Raw genomic sequence first — 18,198 nt, 5'->3', positions numbered from 1 at the left:
ACCCGAGAGTCAAACGTGCTGTGAGCGACCGACACTGCCCCCGAGTCACGACGCCCGAGTCGACGAATCCGTTTTCCAGGGCGGTCAGGACTTTTCACCCAGCAGGTGAATGTTCGGTCGATGAAGTCGATGCGTGTCGAACTCGAGTACACGCCGGAGACGATTCCACCGATCCACGAGGGGATCTGCGAATCGGACGCGCTCGATCGCGAACTCGTCGTCGGGGGACAGGCCGTCGACGGTGTCGAAACGATCACGTCGTTCGTATACGGCGAGCCAGCGGCGTACGAACCGCTCCTGTCGAATCTCGAATCGGTGCTCGAGTACGATGTGACGCCGGCTACCGAGGGATTCTTCTTGTACCTGCGGCGGGAACTCGGGTCGGACGGGTTGTCGCTGCTGTCGTCGCTATCACAGGATACCGTCGTGGTCGTTCCACCGATCGAAATTCGGTCGGATCGGACGATTCGACTGACGCTGGTCGGCCATCCGTCGGGTCTCGAGCAGTTGGTGAGCACGGTTCCGGATGGCATTCGTCTGGACGTTCGCTGGGTGAGCACCGACGTGACGGTGAACGGGTCATCGGTCTCTGATCGACAGCGGACGGCACTGCAGACTGCGTGGGACGTCGGCTTCTATGAGGTGCCACGCGAGGCTGGAATCGAAGCCGTCGCCGACGAACTCGAGTGTGCCGTTTCGACCGCCTCGGAGCTCCTGCGTCGAGGCGAAGCACACGCCGTCGAGCGCGTGCTCGAAGACCGTCCGTGACGTGTCGGCGTTCGACTCGGTTCAGCCGCCAGTCGACTGATTCCTCTTCTCACAGACGCTCGTGTACGTACAGCCGCCGTTGTAGGTTGCCACGATAGCACACTCGTCGAAGACCGTCGCGAGCGCCTCGATGACGGATTCGTCCGGATTCCAGTTCGCGTACCACTGGAGAAAGCGGCGGATGACGGGGTTGAACACGCGTGTGGGGCCGTCAGGAACCGGCCGAACGTCGAAGACGACGAACCGACTGTTTGGTGTGAGCGCGCGGTAGATTGTCTCGGCCGTGTCGCGAATGTCTGCCATGACGCTCATGGAGAGCGTCGCGATAGCCTCGTCGAACGGTGCGTCGAATTCGGCCCTCGCTGCGTCGGCCCGACGAACCTCGACGTTTTCCCATCCGTGTTCCTCGACGCGTTTGCGCGCCTTCACGACCATCTCCGGACTGTAGTCGACGGCCACGAGTTCGCCGTCGGGCCCAATCTCGTTTCGCAGTCGTTCGAAATTGACGCCGGGGCCACAGCCGATATCGAGGATGCGGTCTCCCGGCTGTAACTCGAGGCGATCCATCGCGTCCTCACGCATCGGTTCGAAGTCCCGCTCGCTCAGCGTGTACCAGTCGCTCCACCGATCCCAGACGGTCCGACTTCGCTCGAGATGGGCCGCATACTCGTCGTCGCCAGCGGTGAGTGATTTGCTTGCGTCGCTCGCTTTCCGTTCTCGATGCTCACTGGGCATAGTGTACGTCGTGTGAATCGAGAGGAGTACGTTCGGACGAAGTCTATCGGTGGTTTATACGGTGCTCCTGTGGAAGTTCGCTCGAGGATCGACCGGGCCGTTTTTTATCGACGGTCTCCAGTGATCGATCGTGACCGACTACGACACCGTCTCCGCCGACGTCGAGCACGAAGAGGAGATCCCCGAGGACCACCCGAGATACCAGGACCTGCTCACGCGCCACCGAATCGAGCGCGGTGTCGAGAAGGGGATCACGCACCTCCAGGGGATGCACGCCGAAGGGCGAGGCAGCGCGTTCGATTACTTACTCGGCGAGGAGACGATTCCCAGTGCGGACGACGCGGAACGAGCGGCCGCGGCCCACCTCCTGTTGGCCGACGACCCGGTCCTCTCAATCAACGGCAACGTCGCCGCGTTGGTTCCCGGCGAGATGGTCGAGTTAGCCGACGCGACAGGGGCCGACCTCGAGGTCAACCTCTTCAACCGGACGCCGGAGCGAATCGGCGCGATCACGGCTCACCTCCGCGAACACGGTGCCGAGGACGTAAAGGGACTCGAGGCCGACGCTCGAATCCCGAATCTGGACCACCAGCGCGCGAAAGTCGACGAAGACGGAATCTACGCGGCCGACGTCGTACTCGTTCCCCTCGAGGACGGCGACCGCGCGGAAGCGTTGAACGAGATGGACAAGACCGAGATCGTCATCGACCTCAACCCGCTCTCGCGTTCGCCACAGGTTGCAGACGTCCCGATCGTCGACAACATCATTCGCGCGGTTCCGAACATGACCGAGCACGCGAACGCGTTGACCGACGCCGAGGAGGCGGAACTTCGGACGGTCGTCGAGGAGTTCGACCGCGAGCGCGCGCTCGAGAACGCAGAAGAGCGCATCCGGAACGGGGAACTGTAAGTGACACCGTGATTGGTAGTCCGAGTCGGTAGCTCTCAGTCCGAGTTGGCGGAGACGGCCGGTTCGAGTTAGAATTCGTCGGTGATCGTCGGCGAGACGGCGTCGCGACCGTCACGATCGATGACGCGATTCCGATCTGCGTCGACGAACGGTAGTCGCGATCGAATCGACGCGAGCGTTTCTTCGATTTGGTAGTACGACAACGAGAAGTACTCGCTCAGCCGTCGGGACAGCGAGTCGTCGATTTCGTACCCAATTCCGTCGGAGCCGTTGAGACACTCCTCGTCGTAGTTGATCAGCCACCGACGTGCCAGTTCGACCCCTTTCTCGGCGTCGTAGCCGCGAGCGACGTAGTGCTTGTATGGGTGGCGGATCCACGAACACTCCCAGTGGGCGTAGACGTCGACCTTCTCGGCGTTTTCGATCTCGTGGAGGACGATGTGCAGTTGCATATCGGCGAGGGGCGACTCCCGCCAGACCCACGATCCCTCGGAGGTGTTGCCGTCCATGCGTACCTTTAATGATGCGATCGGATTACGCGAGAAGCCGAGTTTCTCGAGAACGTCCTCGAGGTGCTCCTCCGAACAACGCGTCGTCAGCGCGTACTCCTCGGCCGTGGTATGGCTGACGGCGTAGCCGTCGAAGGTTCCCTTGAGCAGGTAGTGTATCTGTGGCCACGTGCTCCGACGGATGCCGTTGACAAAGTCCTCTCTGAGACCCATGGGCTTGTCTGTAGGAAGCCAGCTATCGACAAGTATGTTCGGCAGGCATTCAGCTACGGATGGGTGTCTCGGTGCTCGGCCGTCTCGAGCGAGCGCATTCAGCGGGTATAAATCCCTCCTCGCGTTTCGATTCACACATGGATGCCTACGACCTGATCACGCGAAACGCCGAGGAGGTCGTTACCGACGAAGAGGTCCGCGAACTCGCGGCTGACGCCGAGGGGAAGCGAGCCTACGTCGGCTACGAACCCTCCGGCGTGTTGCACCTGGGCCATCTCCTGACGGCCAACAAGCTCATCGACCTCCAGGACGCCGGGATGGAGGTCGTCGTCTTGCTCGCCGACGTTCACGCCTACCTCAACGGGAAGGGATCGTTCGAGGAGATTCGTGACACCGCCGAACAGATGAAAGCCCAGTTCGTCGCCTACGGACTCGACGAGGACAACACCGAGTTCGTCTACGGTTCGGAGTTCCAACTCGAGGACGACTACACGCTCGACCTCCACGAACTCGAACTCTCGACGACGATGAACCGAGCCCAGCGTGCGATGGCCGAACTACAGTCCGGAGAGACAGCGAAGGTCAGCCACCTCGTCTACCCGTTGATGCAGTGTCTGGACATCGAGTACCTCGACCTCGACCTCGCCGTCGGCGGCCTCGACCAGCGCAAGGTCCACATGCTCGCCCGCGAGGAACTGCCCGAACTGGGCTACGATGCCCCGACGTGCCTGCACACACCCATCGTCGCCGATCTCACCAGCGGCGAGGGCAAGATGTCCTCGAGCGAAGGGATCACCATCTCGATGGAAGACTCGAGTGCGGACCTCGAAGACAAGGTCAACTCCGCGTTCTGTCCGCCAGAGCGGGACCCCGAGGGCGATCTCGAGAACCCCGTCCTCGAACTCTTCGAGTACCACGTCTTCCCGCGATTCGAGGCCGTCGTCGTCGAACGACCCGAGAAGTACGGCGGCGACCTCACCTACGAGGAGTATGAGGTACTCGCCGAGGACTTAGAGTCCGGCGAACTTCACCCCGCCGACGCAAAGGGCACGCTCGCGACGTACCTCGACGAACTGATCGCGCCGGGGCGGGAGAAGCTGCTCGAGATTCGGGACTGATCGGTCGGCCGGCTGCCCGATCGACCGATCGACTACCCGACCGACTGGGCCGCTCTTTGTTGCACAGCCTGCGTGTCAGAATTTCGGCGATGGGTTGAGGCTCGTCCGACGTGAGGGTAGGGTATGTCGTTTCACCTTACACCGGAGCAGGAAGCCATCCGCGACGCGGTTCGGACGTTCGGCTCCGAGGAGATCCGGCCTGTCGCGGCGGAGTACGAAGCCGACCAGCGGTATCCTGCAGATCTGCTGTCGGACGCGGCCGACCTCGACCTCGTCGCGCCCCACGTCCCGGAGTCGTACGGCGGGGCCGGGATGGACGCGATTTCAACGGCCATCGTCACCGAGCAACTATGGCGCGCCGATCCCGGCGTCGGCGGCTCGATCGCCGCGGCCGATTTCGGGACCGGGATGCTCCTCGAGTACGGTGACGAGTGGATGTGCGAGGAGTGGCTGCCGAAGGTGACGGCCGGAGAGACGCCGATCGCGACCGGAATCTCGGAACCCGCACATGGTTCGAACGTGGCCGGGATGGAAACCCGTGCTGAAAAGGATGGGAATGAATGGGTGATCGACGGCCAGAAGATGTGGATCACGAACGGCACCGTTGCGGACGTGGCGATCATCATGGCCAAAACCTCGCCGGAGCAGGGTCACGGCGGGATCACCGCGTTTCTCACCCCGACCGACGTCGACGGCTACGACGCGACGCGGATCACGAACAAGCTGGGGATCAAGGCGCAAGACACCGCCGAGATCGTGCTGGACGACCTTCGCGTTCCGGAGAAAAACGTCGTCGGCGAGGTCGATAGGGGGTTCTACCAGCTGATGGAGTTCTTCGCGCCCGCTCGAGTCGACGTCGCCGCGCAGGCGACCGGGGTAGCCCAGGCGGCGCTCGAGGAGGCGATCTCGTACGCAAACGAGCGCGAGCAGTTCGATCAGCCGATCGCGGAGTTTCAGGGGATTCGGCACAAACTCGCCGAGATGGCGACGAGCGTGGAGGCCGGTCGGTCGTTGGCGTATCGCGCGGCGGCGAGCCTCGAGTCAGGCGACACCGATCGGGCGACGCGACTCGCCTCGATGGCGAAGCTGTTCGCGAGCGAACGTGCGGTCGAGGTCACCGACGAGGCGCTGCAGGTTCACGGAGGCGCGGGCTACGTCACGGACCATCCGGTCGAGCGGTTCTACCGGGACGCTCGCGTCACGAAGATCTACGACGGGACGAGCGAGATTCAGAAGGGGATCATCGCCGATCAGTTGCTCTAGGCGAGGCTATCCGTCTCCGTTTCTGCAAGCGTACTGGTGACGCAGATACGCTGCTCGCGCTGGCAGCGATGATTGCCACGTTGCTCACGGATCACTTCGTTCCCCGTTCGCACCCTCGAGGCGCTCACTCCATTCACGCCTCGCACTCCCCAGCCGATTCGCTCAGTCGCAATGCTCCCTCACTCATCCTCGCGCAATTTTGAACGGCGTCTCACTCGGCTCGTAGCTCGCTTCGCTCGCGACTCGATTACGTTCGCCGCCGTTCAGCGCGCGCCACCGCACGTGGTTCGATTGGCTTCGAATCCCGCCGATTGAAGTACGAGCGCGCCCCTCTCGAGTCCATGACCACGAACGAGACGCGACGCGCCATCCTCGAGTCACTCGGCGACGGGCCCGTGTCGGGGCCCCAGTTGGCCGACTCGCTCGACATCTCGCGGGCCGCCGTCTGGAAGCAGATCGACGCGCTCCGGGACGCCGGCTTCGAGATCGAAAGCGGCCCCGGCGGATACGAACTCACCGACGTGACTGCGTACAACGCTCCCGCCATCGAGTACGGACTCGAGGCGGCCGTTTCTCTCGAGTATCACGACTCGATCGGGAGCACGAACGACCGTGCGCGCGAGTTGGCCGCCGAAGGGGCGACGGACGTCGCCGTCCTAGCCGACGAACAGGTCGGCGGCCGTGGTCGCCTCGAGCGCGCGTGGTCGGCACCGTCGGGCGGCGTCTGGCTCAGCCTGCTCACGCGACCGGAGATTACGCCCGCACAGGCACCGCTGTACACGCTCGCGGCATCGGTGGCGACGGCTCGAGCGGCCCGCGAAGCCGGGGTCGACGCCCGGATCAAGTGGCCGAACGACGTCGTCGTTCCCGTCGACGAGGACGGCGACTACCGAAAGCTCGCGGGCATCCTCACTGAGATGGAAGGGGAGATGGACCGCGTCGAGTGGATCGCCGTCGGCATCGGCGTCAATGCAAACATCGATGCCGCCGACCTCCCCGAAACGGCGACGACGATTCGCGAGGAAGCCGGCGACGTTGACCGACGACGGTTCGTTCAACGCCTACTCGAGGAGTTAGCGGAGTACCGAACCGACCTGGAGGGCGTGGTTCCAGCCTGGCGTGAGTTGGCGCTCACGCTCGGCCAGCGGGTGCGCGTGGACCGACCGTCGGGGGAACTCGTCGGCGACGCGGTGGATATCACCGACTCGGGTGCCCTCGTGGTGAAAACGGCGGACGGCAACGAAACGGTCGCTGCCGGCGACTGTGAGCATTTACGTCCCGTCTGAGGAGCCGCTTTGGGGACTCGAGAAAATCGACTTATGTGTCGAAACACTCACTCGACGGCGAGCGACGGCTGTTCTGGTTGTTCGCCCGATTCGGACGGATCGACCTGTACGGTCAATACGGGGACGGGGGCGCGCCGGACGACTCGTTCCGTCACGCTGCCGAGCAGGAGTCTGTCGATGCCGCCACGGCCGTGGGTCCCCATCACCACGAGGTCACACCGATCCGGCTGAGCCTGCTCGACGATGACGCGACTCGGCGACCCCTCGAGGACCAGCGTTTCGACCTCGACACCGTCGGGGGCTAGTTCCTTTACTCGGCGGACGGCTGCTTCCCCTTCGTCGCGGAGGGCCCCGCTGACTCCCTCCAGGGCGGTCTCCATGGGCAGTCCCCCATAGCCCGCGACGCTGACGACGTAAATCGCCCGGACCGTCGCGTCGTGGACCTGTGCCAACTCGAACGCGTACTCGAGTGCGCGTTCGACTTCGGGCGATCCGTCAGTCGGAACGAGGATGCAGTCGTACATGCTATATGTGAACATATAGCTCCCGATAGTATAATAACGTTGTTGTGGTGTCGAGAGACCCTCACTCGAGCGAATAGAACGGAATTTCCGTCAGAAATCGGGGGACGGAATCGATCTCACGTGTCGAGGAGAATCTCTCGAACGTCGTCGACGCCCGCTCGGCGGACCACGGCCCGAACGGGGTCGCGCGCCCCCGCGAGATTGTGCGAGTCGCCGTCGAGAATCGTCAGGCGAGCGCGTCGGCCCGGTTCGAGGAGTCCGTACTCGAGGCCGGCGATTTCGGCCCCGTTGATTGTCGCCATCCGAAGGATTTCAGTGGCTGTCAGCTCCGAGCACTTCGACAGAAACGCCATCTCACGGAACATCGACGGCGAGTTTAACATCACATTGTCCGTGCCGAGGGCGAGTGTCGTCCGTTCGTTCAGCTCCGTGTACGGCGAGAGGCCGACGTCCGTGACAACGTTCGAGCGGGGACAGACGACGACCGGCACCGCTTGCTCTGCGATGCGCTCGAGGTGATCTCGCTCGGGATGGACCACGTGGACCAGAAACTCTGGCTCGAGGTCGAGGGCGGGATCGATGTCGCTCGCGTCGACTTCGCCCGCGTGAATGCCGAAGGGTTTGTCGGCCTCTCGGGTTGCCGCTCGTTCGTCGCCGAACTCCGCGTCGTTCGCTCCGCTCGCGCCGAAGCCGTCGCCCGCGTGCATGGCGTCGATCGAGCCGCGAGCGAACGACAGTGCGTCGATCGGAAGGCCGTCTGCAGCCTGCTCGAGGTGGCGGACGCCCTCGACACCGCCCTCTCGGAAATCCAGACAGGCAGCGGTCCCTGAGCGCTGCATGAACTGCAGGGACCGACGCATCGCGTCGACGAGTTCCTCGGGTGAGGCCTGTCGGAGCAATCGGTGTTTCAGTCCGTCCGGCGGCGCGACCAGTTCCTCGAGCGAGAGTCCACCACCCGCCTCTTTTGCGATCGAGTCGCCGATGTGCGTGTGGGCGTTGACGAACGACGGCAGGATAATGTCCGAACTGTCGATAGCCGTCTCCTCGATGGCTTCGATGCGACCGTCGTCGTCGATTACGATTCGGCCCTCGATCGGCTCGAACTCGCGGCCCCGAAGAATCGTCCCCGTTCGTTCCATACTCGTCTCTTCCGTCGTCTGCGCCTTCAACGATTCGGGCTACGTTCGTCGGTCACCGATCCGAGTTATGGCCGCCGTCCCAGCCTGCGACGGCGACACACGCATGGCACTGTGGCGCATACCCGGACTAATGAACCAGATCGAGGTCTTCGAAGAGATCGACGCCCCGCCCGACGTCGTCTGGGACGTTCTCCTCGAGTTCGACAGCTACCCCGAGTGGAACCCGTTTGTGCGCGCGATCGACGGAACGCCGAGCGAAGGCGAGCGACTCCGCGTCCGGATCGAACCCCCCGGCGCTCGAGCGATGACGTTCACGCCGGAAGTCGTCGCCGTCGAAGAGAATCGACGGCTCGTCTGGCTCGGCCGACTGGTCGTCCCCTTCGCCTTCGACGGCTACCACGAGTTCCACCTCGAGCCGATCGACGACGGCGAGCGAACGCGGTTGTTACACCGCGAAACGTTCCGGGGTGCACTCGTTCCGGTGTTGTTAGACGCCGACGCGATCGAAGCCGGCTTCGGGGCGATGAACGCGGCCGTCAAGGCGCGTTCGGAGGCAAGAGCCAGCACAGCAGAATAATTTGCTCGACAGGGGAATGCAGTTCTTACAGTAGCTCCTGAATGTCCCCTAACCCCTCGATTTCGTACGTTGGCACGCGCTCGAGTTCGTACTCTCGTCGGTGCGCCCGCCGGATAAACGCGACGTCGACTCCCGCCGCATCCGCTGCGGCGACATCGACCCAGCTATCGCCGACGTAGAGGGCGTCGTCGGCCTCGAGATCCGCGAGCGCTCGCTCGAGGTAGTGTGGCGTGGGTTTCTTGCGCTCGATTCCCTCGAGGCTCGGTTCGCGGCCGTACCAGATTTCGAACGAGTCGAGGCCGTAGTGGTCGACGATGTTGCCGATCGTCTCGTGTTGGTTGTTGCTGACGATCCCTGTCGGCGTCTCGAGGTCCTCGAGGGCGTCGATATCGTCGTAGAGTCGCTTTCGGCCCGCTTCGATCTCCCCCAGTTGGGCGGCGATCGCCGCCTCTTCGCGAGCAGACCAGAGGGTTCGCGGATCGACGTCGTGTGCGTCCGCGATGGTCTGGAGCGAGTCGACGCTGGGGCTCAACAGCGTCTCGCGGTGGTGATCCGGTGGCTCGCGCACGCCGACCGCGTCGAACGCCTCGTCCATCGCCTCGAGCAGTGCGCTGCGGTCCGTCGGTGTCGTCAGTACGCCGTCGTTGTCGAACACGACCGCGTCGTATGCCGTCGCCATCTGCGTACGTCTCCCTACGACGCCGACGAAGTTCTGCCTTTCCCCATTGTCTACGAGTCGAGACGGTCGAATCGAACCGAATCGAATCGAATGCGGACTCCGCTGTTCGGTCACCCCCGCCATCCGTAGGTTCAAATACTGGCGGGCGGCCAGACCCCGTGATGGACCGTCCGAGCCAGGCCGGCGCTCGTTCACGGACCGACGCCGTGGACGTCTCGCGAACGCGGAGGGGAGTCGATGGGGCATAGAGCACTCGTCGCCTATCGACGACCGGACCAGCGCTACGATATCAGGTACAGCCACTGGGGCGGCGAGCGGGTCGCGCTCGGCGAGCAGATCACGGCCGAGACGCCGCTGGCCGACGGCTCGATCAACCCCGAAATGGTCGGCCACGCAGTTTCCCGCGACCGCATTCTGAGCGCCTATCTTGACCCCTGTACGTACGAGCGACTGGTCCTCGTCGCACCGGGGGAAGACTACCGCACCACCACGTACCGAGTCTGTTGGCTCGAGTGGGCCGTCAGCCACGGCGGGTGTCGCGGCGGGATCGTCGCCGTGGACACGCTCGCTGTCGACGAACGGGTTCGGATCTGGTTTCAGGCGACGAAAACGACGCTCGCGGATATCGTCGAGATGGGTGCGCTCTCTCGTCGCGCCGCACAGACGTACCTCGAGGCTCGAGTCTGTGAGGAAGAAGACGGGAGAGCGTACACGTACGGCGAAGGAGGTGTCGACGGTGGAGAGTACGCCTCGCCGCCGGATCGACGACCCGAAGAAGAGACCAGATTGTCGGACCGAGAAGACGTCCGCGATTGGTGGTGATTACTCGCTCTCGCTCCAGCGCGCGTCGGCCAGGGTTCGCTGGACGACGTCGTTTCCGACGGCTTCCGCGAGGGTCTCGAATCCGGCGCGTTCACCCCTCCCGTCTGCGTTCGCGACCAATCGAGAGACGATGAACTCCGGCGTCGAACGGCCGACGGTGTCGAATCGCGGCTGGTAATCGACTTCCAACTCGAGGTCTGGGTTCAACCCCTCCGCGAAGATGCCGTCCACGCGGGCCGTCGGCGGCAGCGGCTCCAAATCGTCCGCGAGGTGCGTGACGAAGACGCCGAGCGCGTTCCGGTCGACCGACAGCGTGACGAGGCCGTGAAGCAACTCGGCCGCGCTGCCGGGTTCGGTGATCGCCTCGAACTCGTCGACCAACATCAGCGTCTTTCCCTCTGTCGCCAGTGGCGGCACGATCGACTTCAGGGTCGCCTCGAGCACACCGGCGTTGAAACTCGCGTGTCTGCGGTGGAAGACAAGCGAGTCGACGGGCGTCACCTCCGCGCGTTCGGCGGGGACGGGTAACCCCATCGTCGCCAGTAAGACGACCTGGCACAGCGTCTCGAGCAGGGTCGTCTTCCCGCCGCTGTTGGCTCCAGTGAGGACGGTGACGCGTTCCTCGCCTGGAACGGCGTTGACGTCTGCCGACACGTCGGTCACGGCGTGTTCGCCGAGCGCGTAGGTGACAGATTGGACCGACTCATCGTCGTTCGCAGCGATGGTCAGGTTCTGGGCCTGTACGACGGACACCGCGCCGTCTCCTTCGACGAACGCCGGGCGGGTGCAGTTGTACGCGAGTGCGAACCGAGCCAACGAGAGGTGCAAGGCGATCTCGTCGACCGCGCCAACGGCCTGGTCGGTCGCGTCACTGGTCTCCTCGAGCGTTTCCTCGAGGTCGCTCGCGACCGTCGCTTCGCGTTCGTCGATCGCACTCGTGAGATCGCTTCGAAGCGTTCGGAGGGTGCTCCCGACGAAATCCGTCGCGTCCGTCGCGTCGGCAGGCATCGCGTCGTGGACCTGCTCGATCGTCACGCCAGTCTCGCTCAAGAGATGATCCTCGAAGGACTCGCGGAACTGCCCGACGTCGCGCACGCCGTCCGAACGGAGTTCCTCGATCAGTTCGAGGGCGTTCGCGTCCATATCTTCGATCGCACCCAGTGCATCGCGGAGTCGATCGAGTTCGTCGTCGACGTCCGATTGCACCCGCTGTCGGTCGCCGTCGAACGACGCGAGCGCGTCGGCAGCGTCCTCGAGTCGCTCTCGCTCGAGTTCAGCGATGGTCGCGAACGGCCCGGAGTCGACCCCTGCCTCGAGCAAGGCTAATGCCGTCTCGACGGCGGCGCGTTCGCTCTCGTTTCGCTCGTCGTAGCGTTCGTAGGCGTCGAGAACGGCGTCGCGGTCCTCGTCGGTGAGTGCCCCCCAGGCGTTCCGGGCCGCGAGTACGTCGTCCAGTCGGTCGTCCATGGCCTCCTGTGAGGTGAGCGGCGTCAGCACGCGGATTCGGTCGGCCGCTCGTCGCGTGACGGCGTGTTCGACGGCAAGGTCGAGTACTTCCTTGTACGCGGAGCGAGCATCGCGCGTCGCTAGCATCTCCATTCCGTCGCCGCCCGTCGCCCGACGCAGAATGCGCGTCGCACGACCGCGAGCGAGTCCCGCATTCGAGAGCGCGCGCACGTCACCGCCCTCGATGGCCTGCATCGCTCGCTCGGCACCCAACTCCTCGACTAGCGTCTCCCGGGTCTTCGGCCCGACACCCCAGTACTCCTCGAGTCGCATACGTGGTGCACTCGGGGCAACCGTCTTGAAACTGTGTTATCAGTCGACCAGAAGCGTTGCTCGACAGACGCACGCGTTCTCGCCTGAAAGCCGAGATCCGTACGTCGAGTGGCAGTCTGTTGGCGCTTATGTTCAAGAACGTGTATAATACCGTGAGGTGGGGGACTGTCGGAAGGCACAAACACGGGGATTTTTATCGACTGGATCGCCTACACACATCCATGACTGATGGGCGGGGCGAAACTCCCCGGCGAACAGGAATGACCGAAAAGTGCGGCGTCGTCGGCGTCTCACTCGACGGTCGAGACGCGGCACGACCGTTGTACTACGGACTCTATGCACTCCAGCACCGCGGCCAGGAGTCCGCCGGAATCGTCACGCACGACGGCTTCCAGCAACACAGCCACGTCGACATGGGACTGGTGGGCGAGGTGTTCGACGAGGACGACCTCGACGTTCTCAACGGCGCGACCGGGATCGGTCACGTCCGGTATCCGACTGCCGGCTCGGTCGACTCCTCGTGTGCCCAACCCTTCTCCGTCTCGTTCAAGAGCGGCTCGCTCGGGCTCTCACACAACGGCAACCTCGTCAACGCCGACGAGATCCGCGACGAACTCGCCGCCGTCGGCCACGCCTTTACGAGCGACGGTGACACCGAAGTGATCGCCCACGACCTCGCGCGCAACTTACTCGAGGAGGACCTCGTCCGCGCGGTCAAGCGCACAATGGGGCGGATCCACGGCTCTTACGCCCTCGCGATCAGCCACGACGACACGATACTCGGCGTGCGCGATCCGCAGGGTAACCGCCCGCTGTGTATCGGCGAACTCGAGGACGGCTACATGCTCGCCTCTGAGTCGGCCGCGATCGATACGCTCGACGGCGACCTCGTTCGCGACGTGCGACCCGGTGAACTCGTCGTCTTGCGAGAGGACGGCGATGGCTTCGACTCCTACCAACTCGTCGAGGAGGACAACACCGCCCACTGCTTTTTCGAACACGTCTACTTCGCGCGCCCGGACAGCGTCATCGACGAGACGCTGGTCTACGAGGCGCGCCGAAACCTCGGCCGCAAGCTCTGGGAGGAAAGCGGCGTCGAGAGCGACGTCGTGATGCCCGTCCCCGACTCCGGACGGGCGTTCGCCTCGGGGTACGCCGACGCCGCGAGCGAGACGACGGCTGACGGCGACCTGCGCGAGGAAAGCGATAACGGCGTCGAGTTCGCAGAAGGGCTGATGAAAAACCGCTACGTCGGACGGACGTTCATCATGCCGACTCAGGGCGAACGCGAGCGCGCGGTTCGTCTCAAACTCAACCCAATCAAATCGACGATCGAAGGCAAGACGGTCACCGTCATCGACGACAGTATCGTCCGTGGCACTACCTCGACACAACTCGTGCAACTGCTCAAAGATTGCGGGGCCGAGAAAGTCCACGTCCGAATCGGTGCACCCGAAATCGTCGCTCCCTGTTACATGGGAATCAACATGGCCACCCGCGAGGAACTCATCGCCTCGGACAAATCGACGACGGAGATTCGCGACACCATCAACGCGGACAGTCTCGCGTACCTCTCGACCGACGCCGTCGCGGAAGTGCTCGGCAACGACCGAATCGATCTCTGCCTGGGCTGTGTGACCGGGGAGTACCCCTACGACATCGACGGCGAGGCGACCGACCGAGACGTCACGCGGCCCGAACTCGAGGGCCGAACGATGCACGCGGACGACTGACCTCGGTCGTTACCAGATGCCGGGAACGAGTCGGTACGGCGTCCGGTTCGCGTACGCGGCGTATCGCTCACCGAGCGTCTCGCGCAAGGCTCGTTCTTCGACGCGAATTCGATAGCCGTAGCCCGCGATCCCGGCGAGGAGGGCGACGGCGATGCTCAGCCAGTTTCCGACGGTGATCCCGACGCCGACCAGCGACAGCAGCGCGCCTGTGTACGAAGGGTGGCGAACCCACCGATACGGACCGGAATCGACCACCTCGTCCGCCGCGTCGACGCGCACCTCGAGGTCGAACCCGTCTCCGAGCGTGCGAACAGCGTACTGTCTGAGGACGACGCCGAGCAGGATCGCCCCTACTCCGAGCCAGAATGCAACGGTCGGCGCAGGAACGCTGAGGCTGGGGGCTATCTGCGAGAGCAGGACGGCCGCGAGGACGCCTCCAACGACGGCTGCGCCGATCGCGTACTTCGAGCCCTGATCTCTCGAGTCGTCGGCCGTTCCGCGGTGAGCGAAGGCGATAGACCAGTCCGAAACGATCCAAACACCGATGGCGGCGAGGAGGGCGACCGTTGACAGCAGTTCCGAACCGATCTCGGGGAGCATACGACACGATTCTCCGCGACCCGCATAAGTGTTGTATCACTGACTCGACGAGTGGAGCAACTAGGCCTTCTCGGCGAGGCCGCGCTCGGTGTGAGTGCTGGGGACAGTCTCGAGCGACACGGCTGGAGAGCAATTGCAGGCCGATTCACTCGAGTATGAGAACGAGCGCGTTCAGTACACGACGTGCAAGAGGATGTAGACGACAATTCCCAGCGAGAACGAGACGAGCCACAGCGACGCCGCGTACCGACCGAAACGGGCGTGGCTCGTCCGCGGAAGTTCCTCGATCGGGTACGCCGAGGCGAGTAACAGCGCGTAGTACACCAGCGGAATGCAGACGATCGCAAGGAGGATGTGAACCGCGAGGATTGGGAGGTAGACGAACTGGTAGACGATGTCGGGGCCCGGGAACGGCTGTGCCCCGCCGGTCGCGACCAGCCGGTAGAGATAGAGCGTGAGAAAGCTCGCGAACAGCCCGAACGAGCCAAGCATCGCGAGTCGGTGTCTGGCGACGTTCCCGCGACGAATCGCTCGCCACCCGAGCGTGATCGTCCCGATTGCGGCCCCACTAATCGCGACGTTGACGTGGGGAATCGCGTCGAGAACCCACTCGGGGGCCGCCGGAACCGTCGAGGGCGGCACTCGCCCACCCGCAGCCGCGAAGACGACCGCGAGCGAGACGACGCTCAAAATCGCCGTGAGCGGAGCCACGCGCTCTCGAGAAACGTATTCCATACATCGACCTTCGAGCGAGACGGGTTAGTGGTTACTGTCCCACTCGAGTCAATTCCATTCGAGTACACGTTCCGGTACTGATCCGAACTGATCACACGACAGCGCTGGCACTGTTCGGTGTAGTTTTCCTCAGAAGTTATGCGTGGGTGATGTCCGCGAAGGGAAATCACCTGCATCGTTGTGCTCGGCGGTAACCCGCCTCGCAATTGGTGGACATCGTCCACCCGTGCGATGCGTGGGACCGGATTCGAACCGGCGGACCCCTACGGGACAGCGCCCTCAACGCTGCGCCGTTGGCCTGGCTTGGCTACCCACGCTCGCTGTGTCTTTCTGCACTCAATCGTATCCAGTGTGATTATAAAAGCCCTTTCCTTTGTCCCCATGCCTGCGCCGGGGTCACACGCAACTGGCTGGTCTCGAGGCGGTGATTTGAAATGCGACAGGTGCCAAAGGATACCATGGCTAAGTATTCGACCGGTTCCGCATCGGGCGGCAGCGGGACGAACTGCGAACTCTGTGGTGCCGAGAGCGACTCGCTTCGACGTGCGAGCGTCGCCGGGGCCGAACTCGAGGTCTGTTCGGAGTGTGCGCCACACGACGACACCCAGAAGCAATCGTCCTCCCGTCGGCGCAGCGGACAACAAAGCGGGGGAAGCGGCCGCTCGAACGACGAACCGAGTCGGAAGCAAAAGGCCGCCCAGAACGTCGCCAAGGCGAATCCCGTCTGGGACGGCGATTCCGAGCACTGGGAGAAAGAGGGCACGAACTACGACGACGACCCACTTCCCTATCTCGTCACCGACTACGGCGAGACGCTCACCGAAGCGCGACAGGACGCCGGCCTCCAGCGCGACGAACTTGCCGAGGAACTCGGCGCTCGCGAAAAAGACCTCCTCGCAGTCGAGCAAGGTCGGGCGACGCAAGCCGGCGTCGGCGGCCGCTTGATCGACGCACTCGAGGAGTATCTCGACGTCTCGCTCGCAGAATAACCCTGGCATCGACTAGTTGAGCCGTCTTCGAACCCGATATACTCGAGCGAGTCGGCAGTCAGACTTTTGATGGCTGCAGAGAGAGTCCCTCTAATGATCGGACAACGGGCCGCTCGAGAGCCCTACACCACGCGATTCGAAACCGAAGTGACGGCCATCGACGGCCGACGTGTCTGGCTCGAGACGAGTTTTTTCTACGCGGCGAGCGACGGGCAGCCAGCGGATCGCGGAACCATTGGCGGAGTCTCCGTCGACGACGTGCGCACGGTCGACGGCGAGCACGTCCACGTCCTCGAGACGGAGCCGTCCTTTCGGACCGGCCATCACGTCCTCTGTTCGATCGACTGGTCGTTTCGCATGTACTGTATGCGCGCTCACACGGCCAGTCACATCTGCTACGGCGCGGCGAGACGCGTCCTCGAGCCAGCCGAGGCGACCTACGTCGGCCACGAAATCGGCGAGGAAACGGTGGGTCTCGACCTCGAGACGGGGTCGATCGACGACGAGGCGCTGATCGAACTGGACGCGTCGATCAACCGCGTCGTCTGGGAATCGAGGCCGGTGTCGTGGGACGACGTGTCGATCGAAGACGCCCGCGAGCGCGAGGAAATTACCTTCGACGAGGAGCGAACGGCGGCCGCCGTCGAGAGCGGCCGCGTTCGGACCGTGACGATCGGTAACCGTGACGAATCGGGCAACGGAAACGGCTCGTCCTTCGCTGACACGCGCCGCTCGTGGGACGTGACCGCCTGCGACGGAACCCACGTCCGGAACACGCGCGAAGTCGGACCGGTGACGGTCGTCGGCCGGACGACTCGAGACGACGGCTCGAGCCGAATCGAACTAGCGGTCGGTCCCGCGGCGATCGAACGTCGAGCGGCCGAAAAGCGCGCCGTCCTGGCGGTCACGGACGAACTCGGTGTCGATCTCGATCGCGTTCCACGGACGATCGACAGACTGGACGCCTCGAGTGAGCAACCCTCACCGAGAGACTGACGCGTCCAGTCACAGACGGCCGTCGTCACTCGTCTTTCCACTCGCCGGGTTCTTCGCCGTATATTTCCCCTTTTGCTCGCCGGCTGTGGGGCCACCACGCGATGATGCATATTCCGAGATAGAATACACCGAGTGCCGCCGCAACGATCAGGCCGTGGACTCCGGGTAACTCCGCGGCCTCCGTCCACTGCGTCTCCGGCGTGAACAGGGTCACCTTCGCGATCCACGAGACACCGAGGACGACGAAGAGGAGTACATATATCCGGCTGAGACGCCGAGAGAGGGCTTCCCAGGCCGTTACTTTGAACGTCGGATACCGAAGGTCTTCGCTCAATTCCTCGCGCCAGTGTGCGTGTTCGACGCCGACGGGCTGAAGCGCGTTCGCGAAGACATTTTCCTGGAAAAAGCGGACTCGAGCCCGGTACATGTCGTAGAATCGGTACCGCCTCACCTCGAACGAGAGGAAGACGCTGAGGACGAGAATGCCGACGAGGAGCAAGTACGCAGGCATATCGGGGCTCGAGAAGACGACCGAAAGCAAGGCGGCGAGCACCGTAATCGCCCAGTTCGTCGTCTGGTCGATCCGATCCTGCGAGGTCGTCGATTGCGCCACCTCTCCTCGGTAGTAGTGGGGAAGCGCCCCGATGAGTGTTTCAGGATCTTCCGCGATTTCGGCTCCGATCTCTTGATCCGATCGCTCGAGTGGGCTCTCTTCGTGTTCGTCCTCGCTCATGGCACGCGCTACACGAACCTGCTGTAAAGTACTACACCAGTCACAAGACGTTTCACTGGCGTCACGTCACGACGAAATACCGGTCTTTGC

At 63.6% G+C, this 18,198-nt stretch carries 19 protein-coding genes and 1 tRNA gene; 10 read left to right on the top strand and 10 right to left on the bottom strand.

What is annotated here, in order from left to right; genetic code table 11:
* Positions 1-120: 120 nt before the first annotated feature.
* Entirely contained in the window at positions 121-768 is a 648-nt protein-coding gene (locus BLW62_RS11060) for a helix-turn-helix domain-containing protein (protein ID WP_090507094.1), read from the top strand.
* A 21-nt stretch (positions 769-789) separates the two neighbouring features.
* On the opposite strand, the gene BLW62_RS11055 is transcribed toward BLW62_RS11060, so the two are convergent.
* A complete protein-coding gene (locus BLW62_RS11055) occupies positions 790-1,503 on the bottom strand; it encodes a class I SAM-dependent methyltransferase (protein ID WP_090507093.1) in 714 nt (237 codons plus the stop codon).
* 130 nt (positions 1,504-1,633) lie between these two features.
* Between BLW62_RS11055 and BLW62_RS11050 the strand changes: the two genes are divergently transcribed.
* The gene (locus BLW62_RS11050; protein WP_090507092.1) at positions 1,634-2,413 is read left to right on the top strand and encodes a 4-phosphopantoate--beta-alanine ligase; all 780 of its coding nucleotides are present in this window, start codon (positions 1,634-1,636) and stop codon (positions 2,411-2,413) included.
* 68 nt (positions 2,414-2,481) lie between these two features.
* Here the strand turns inward: BLW62_RS11050 and BLW62_RS11045 are convergent, their stop codons facing one another.
* Positions 2,482-3,135 (bottom strand): hypothetical protein, encoded by a 654-nt coding sequence (locus BLW62_RS11045; protein ID WP_090507091.1) that lies wholly within the window; start codon positions 3,133-3,135, stop codon positions 2,482-2,484.
* 137 nt (positions 3,136-3,272) lie between these two features.
* Here BLW62_RS11045 and BLW62_RS11040 point away from each other — a divergent pair, with 137 nt between their 5' ends.
* The 3 genes from BLW62_RS11040 to BLW62_RS11030 all read left to right on the top strand — a co-directional run bounded on the left by BLW62_RS11040 (position 3,273) and on the right by BLW62_RS11030 (position 6,802).
* Positions 3,273-4,253 (top strand): tyrosine--tRNA ligase, encoded by a 981-nt coding sequence (locus BLW62_RS11040; RefSeq protein WP_090507090.1) that lies wholly within the window; start codon positions 3,273-3,275, stop codon positions 4,251-4,253.
* Positions 4,254-4,376: 123 nt separating this feature from the next.
* The gene (locus BLW62_RS11035) at positions 4,377-5,516 is read left to right on the top strand and encodes an acyl-CoA dehydrogenase family protein (RefSeq protein ID WP_090507089.1); all 1,140 of its coding nucleotides are present in this window, start codon (positions 4,377-4,379) and stop codon (positions 5,514-5,516) included.
* Between the two features lie 341 nt (positions 5,517-5,857).
* Positions 5,858-6,802, top strand: coding sequence for a biotin--[acetyl-CoA-carboxylase] ligase (locus tag BLW62_RS11030; protein ID WP_090507088.1), 945 nt, complete (start codon positions 5,858-5,860; stop codon positions 6,800-6,802).
* A 47-nt stretch (positions 6,803-6,849) separates the two neighbouring features.
* Here the strand turns inward: BLW62_RS11030 and BLW62_RS11025 are convergent, their stop codons facing one another.
* A complete protein-coding gene (locus BLW62_RS11025) occupies positions 6,850-7,326 on the bottom strand; it encodes a universal stress protein (protein ID WP_090507087.1) in 477 nt (158 codons plus the stop codon).
* 116 nt (positions 7,327-7,442) lie between these two features.
* Entirely contained in the window at positions 7,443-8,465 is a 1,023-nt protein-coding gene (locus tag BLW62_RS11020) for an amidohydrolase family protein (RefSeq protein WP_090507086.1), read from the bottom strand.
* A 130-nt stretch (positions 8,466-8,595) separates the two neighbouring features.
* Between BLW62_RS11020 and BLW62_RS11015 the strand changes: the two genes are divergently transcribed.
* Complete coding sequence (locus BLW62_RS11015) at positions 8,596-9,042, top strand: SRPBCC domain-containing protein (protein ID WP_090507582.1); 447 nt, start codon at positions 8,596-8,598, stop codon at positions 9,040-9,042.
* Between the two features lie 25 nt (positions 9,043-9,067).
* Here BLW62_RS11015 and BLW62_RS11010 read toward each other — a convergent pair whose 3' ends face one another.
* A complete protein-coding gene (locus tag BLW62_RS11010; protein ID WP_090507085.1) occupies positions 9,068-9,721 on the bottom strand; it encodes an HAD family hydrolase in 654 nt (217 codons plus the stop codon).
* A 237-nt stretch (positions 9,722-9,958) separates the two neighbouring features.
* On the opposite strand from BLW62_RS11010, the gene BLW62_RS11005 reads away from it, so the two are divergent.
* Positions 9,959-10,543 carry a DUF6735 family protein gene (locus BLW62_RS11005; protein WP_090507084.1) on the top strand — a complete coding sequence of 195 codons (585 nt, stop codon included), beginning with the start codon at positions 9,959-9,961 and terminating at the stop codon, positions 10,541-10,543.
* Here the strand turns inward: BLW62_RS11005 and BLW62_RS11000 are convergent, their stop codons facing one another.
* Positions 10,544-12,322 carry a MutS-related protein gene (locus BLW62_RS11000; RefSeq protein WP_090507083.1) on the bottom strand — a complete coding sequence of 593 codons (1,779 nt, stop codon included), beginning with the start codon at positions 12,320-12,322 and terminating at the stop codon, positions 10,544-10,546. It lies immediately after the preceding gene.
* A 260-nt stretch (positions 12,323-12,582) separates the two neighbouring features.
* Here BLW62_RS11000 and purF point away from each other — a divergent pair, with 260 nt between their 5' ends.
* Entirely contained in the window at positions 12,583-14,055 is a 1,473-nt protein-coding gene (purF, locus tag BLW62_RS10995; protein ID WP_090507082.1) for an amidophosphoribosyltransferase, read from the top strand.
* 9 nt (positions 14,056-14,064) lie between these two features.
* Here purF and BLW62_RS10990 read toward each other — a convergent pair whose 3' ends face one another.
* The 3 genes from BLW62_RS10990 to BLW62_RS10980 form a co-directional block, all read right to left on the bottom strand.
* On the bottom strand, positions 14,065-14,655 hold the full coding sequence (locus BLW62_RS10990) for a methyltransferase family protein (RefSeq protein ID WP_090507081.1): 591 nt from the start codon (positions 14,653-14,655) through the stop codon (positions 14,065-14,067).
* 171 nt (positions 14,656-14,826) lie between these two features.
* Positions 14,827-15,390, bottom strand: a complete 564-nt coding sequence (locus BLW62_RS10985) for a DUF420 domain-containing protein (RefSeq protein ID WP_090507080.1) — start codon at positions 15,388-15,390, stop codon at positions 14,827-14,829.
* 232 nt (positions 15,391-15,622) lie between these two features.
* Positions 15,623-15,707 (bottom strand) — tRNA-Leu (locus BLW62_RS10980).
* Between the two features lie 141 nt (positions 15,708-15,848).
* Between BLW62_RS10980 and BLW62_RS10975 the strand changes: the two genes are divergently transcribed.
* Positions 15,849-16,379 carry a helix-turn-helix domain-containing protein gene (locus tag BLW62_RS10975; RefSeq protein ID WP_090507581.1) on the top strand — a complete coding sequence of 177 codons (531 nt, stop codon included), beginning with the start codon at positions 15,849-15,851 and terminating at the stop codon, positions 16,377-16,379.
* A 93-nt stretch (positions 16,380-16,472) separates the two neighbouring features.
* Entirely contained in the window at positions 16,473-17,375 is a 903-nt protein-coding gene (locus tag BLW62_RS10970) for an alanyl-tRNA editing protein (RefSeq protein WP_090507079.1), read from the top strand.
* Positions 17,376-17,400: 25 nt separating this feature from the next.
* Here BLW62_RS10970 and BLW62_RS10965 read toward each other — a convergent pair whose 3' ends face one another.
* Positions 17,401-18,108, bottom strand: a complete 708-nt coding sequence (locus BLW62_RS10965) for a DUF2270 domain-containing protein (protein ID WP_090507078.1) — start codon at positions 18,106-18,108, stop codon at positions 17,401-17,403.
* Positions 18,109-18,198: the final 90 nt, after the last annotated feature.

This window comes from Natronorubrum sediminis (assembly GCF_900108095.1).
In the GTDB taxonomy this organism is placed as follows: domain Archaea; phylum Halobacteriota; class Halobacteria; order Halobacteriales; family Natrialbaceae; genus Natronorubrum; species Natronorubrum sediminis.
This window is presented reverse-complemented; position numbering and strand designations above follow the sequence as displayed.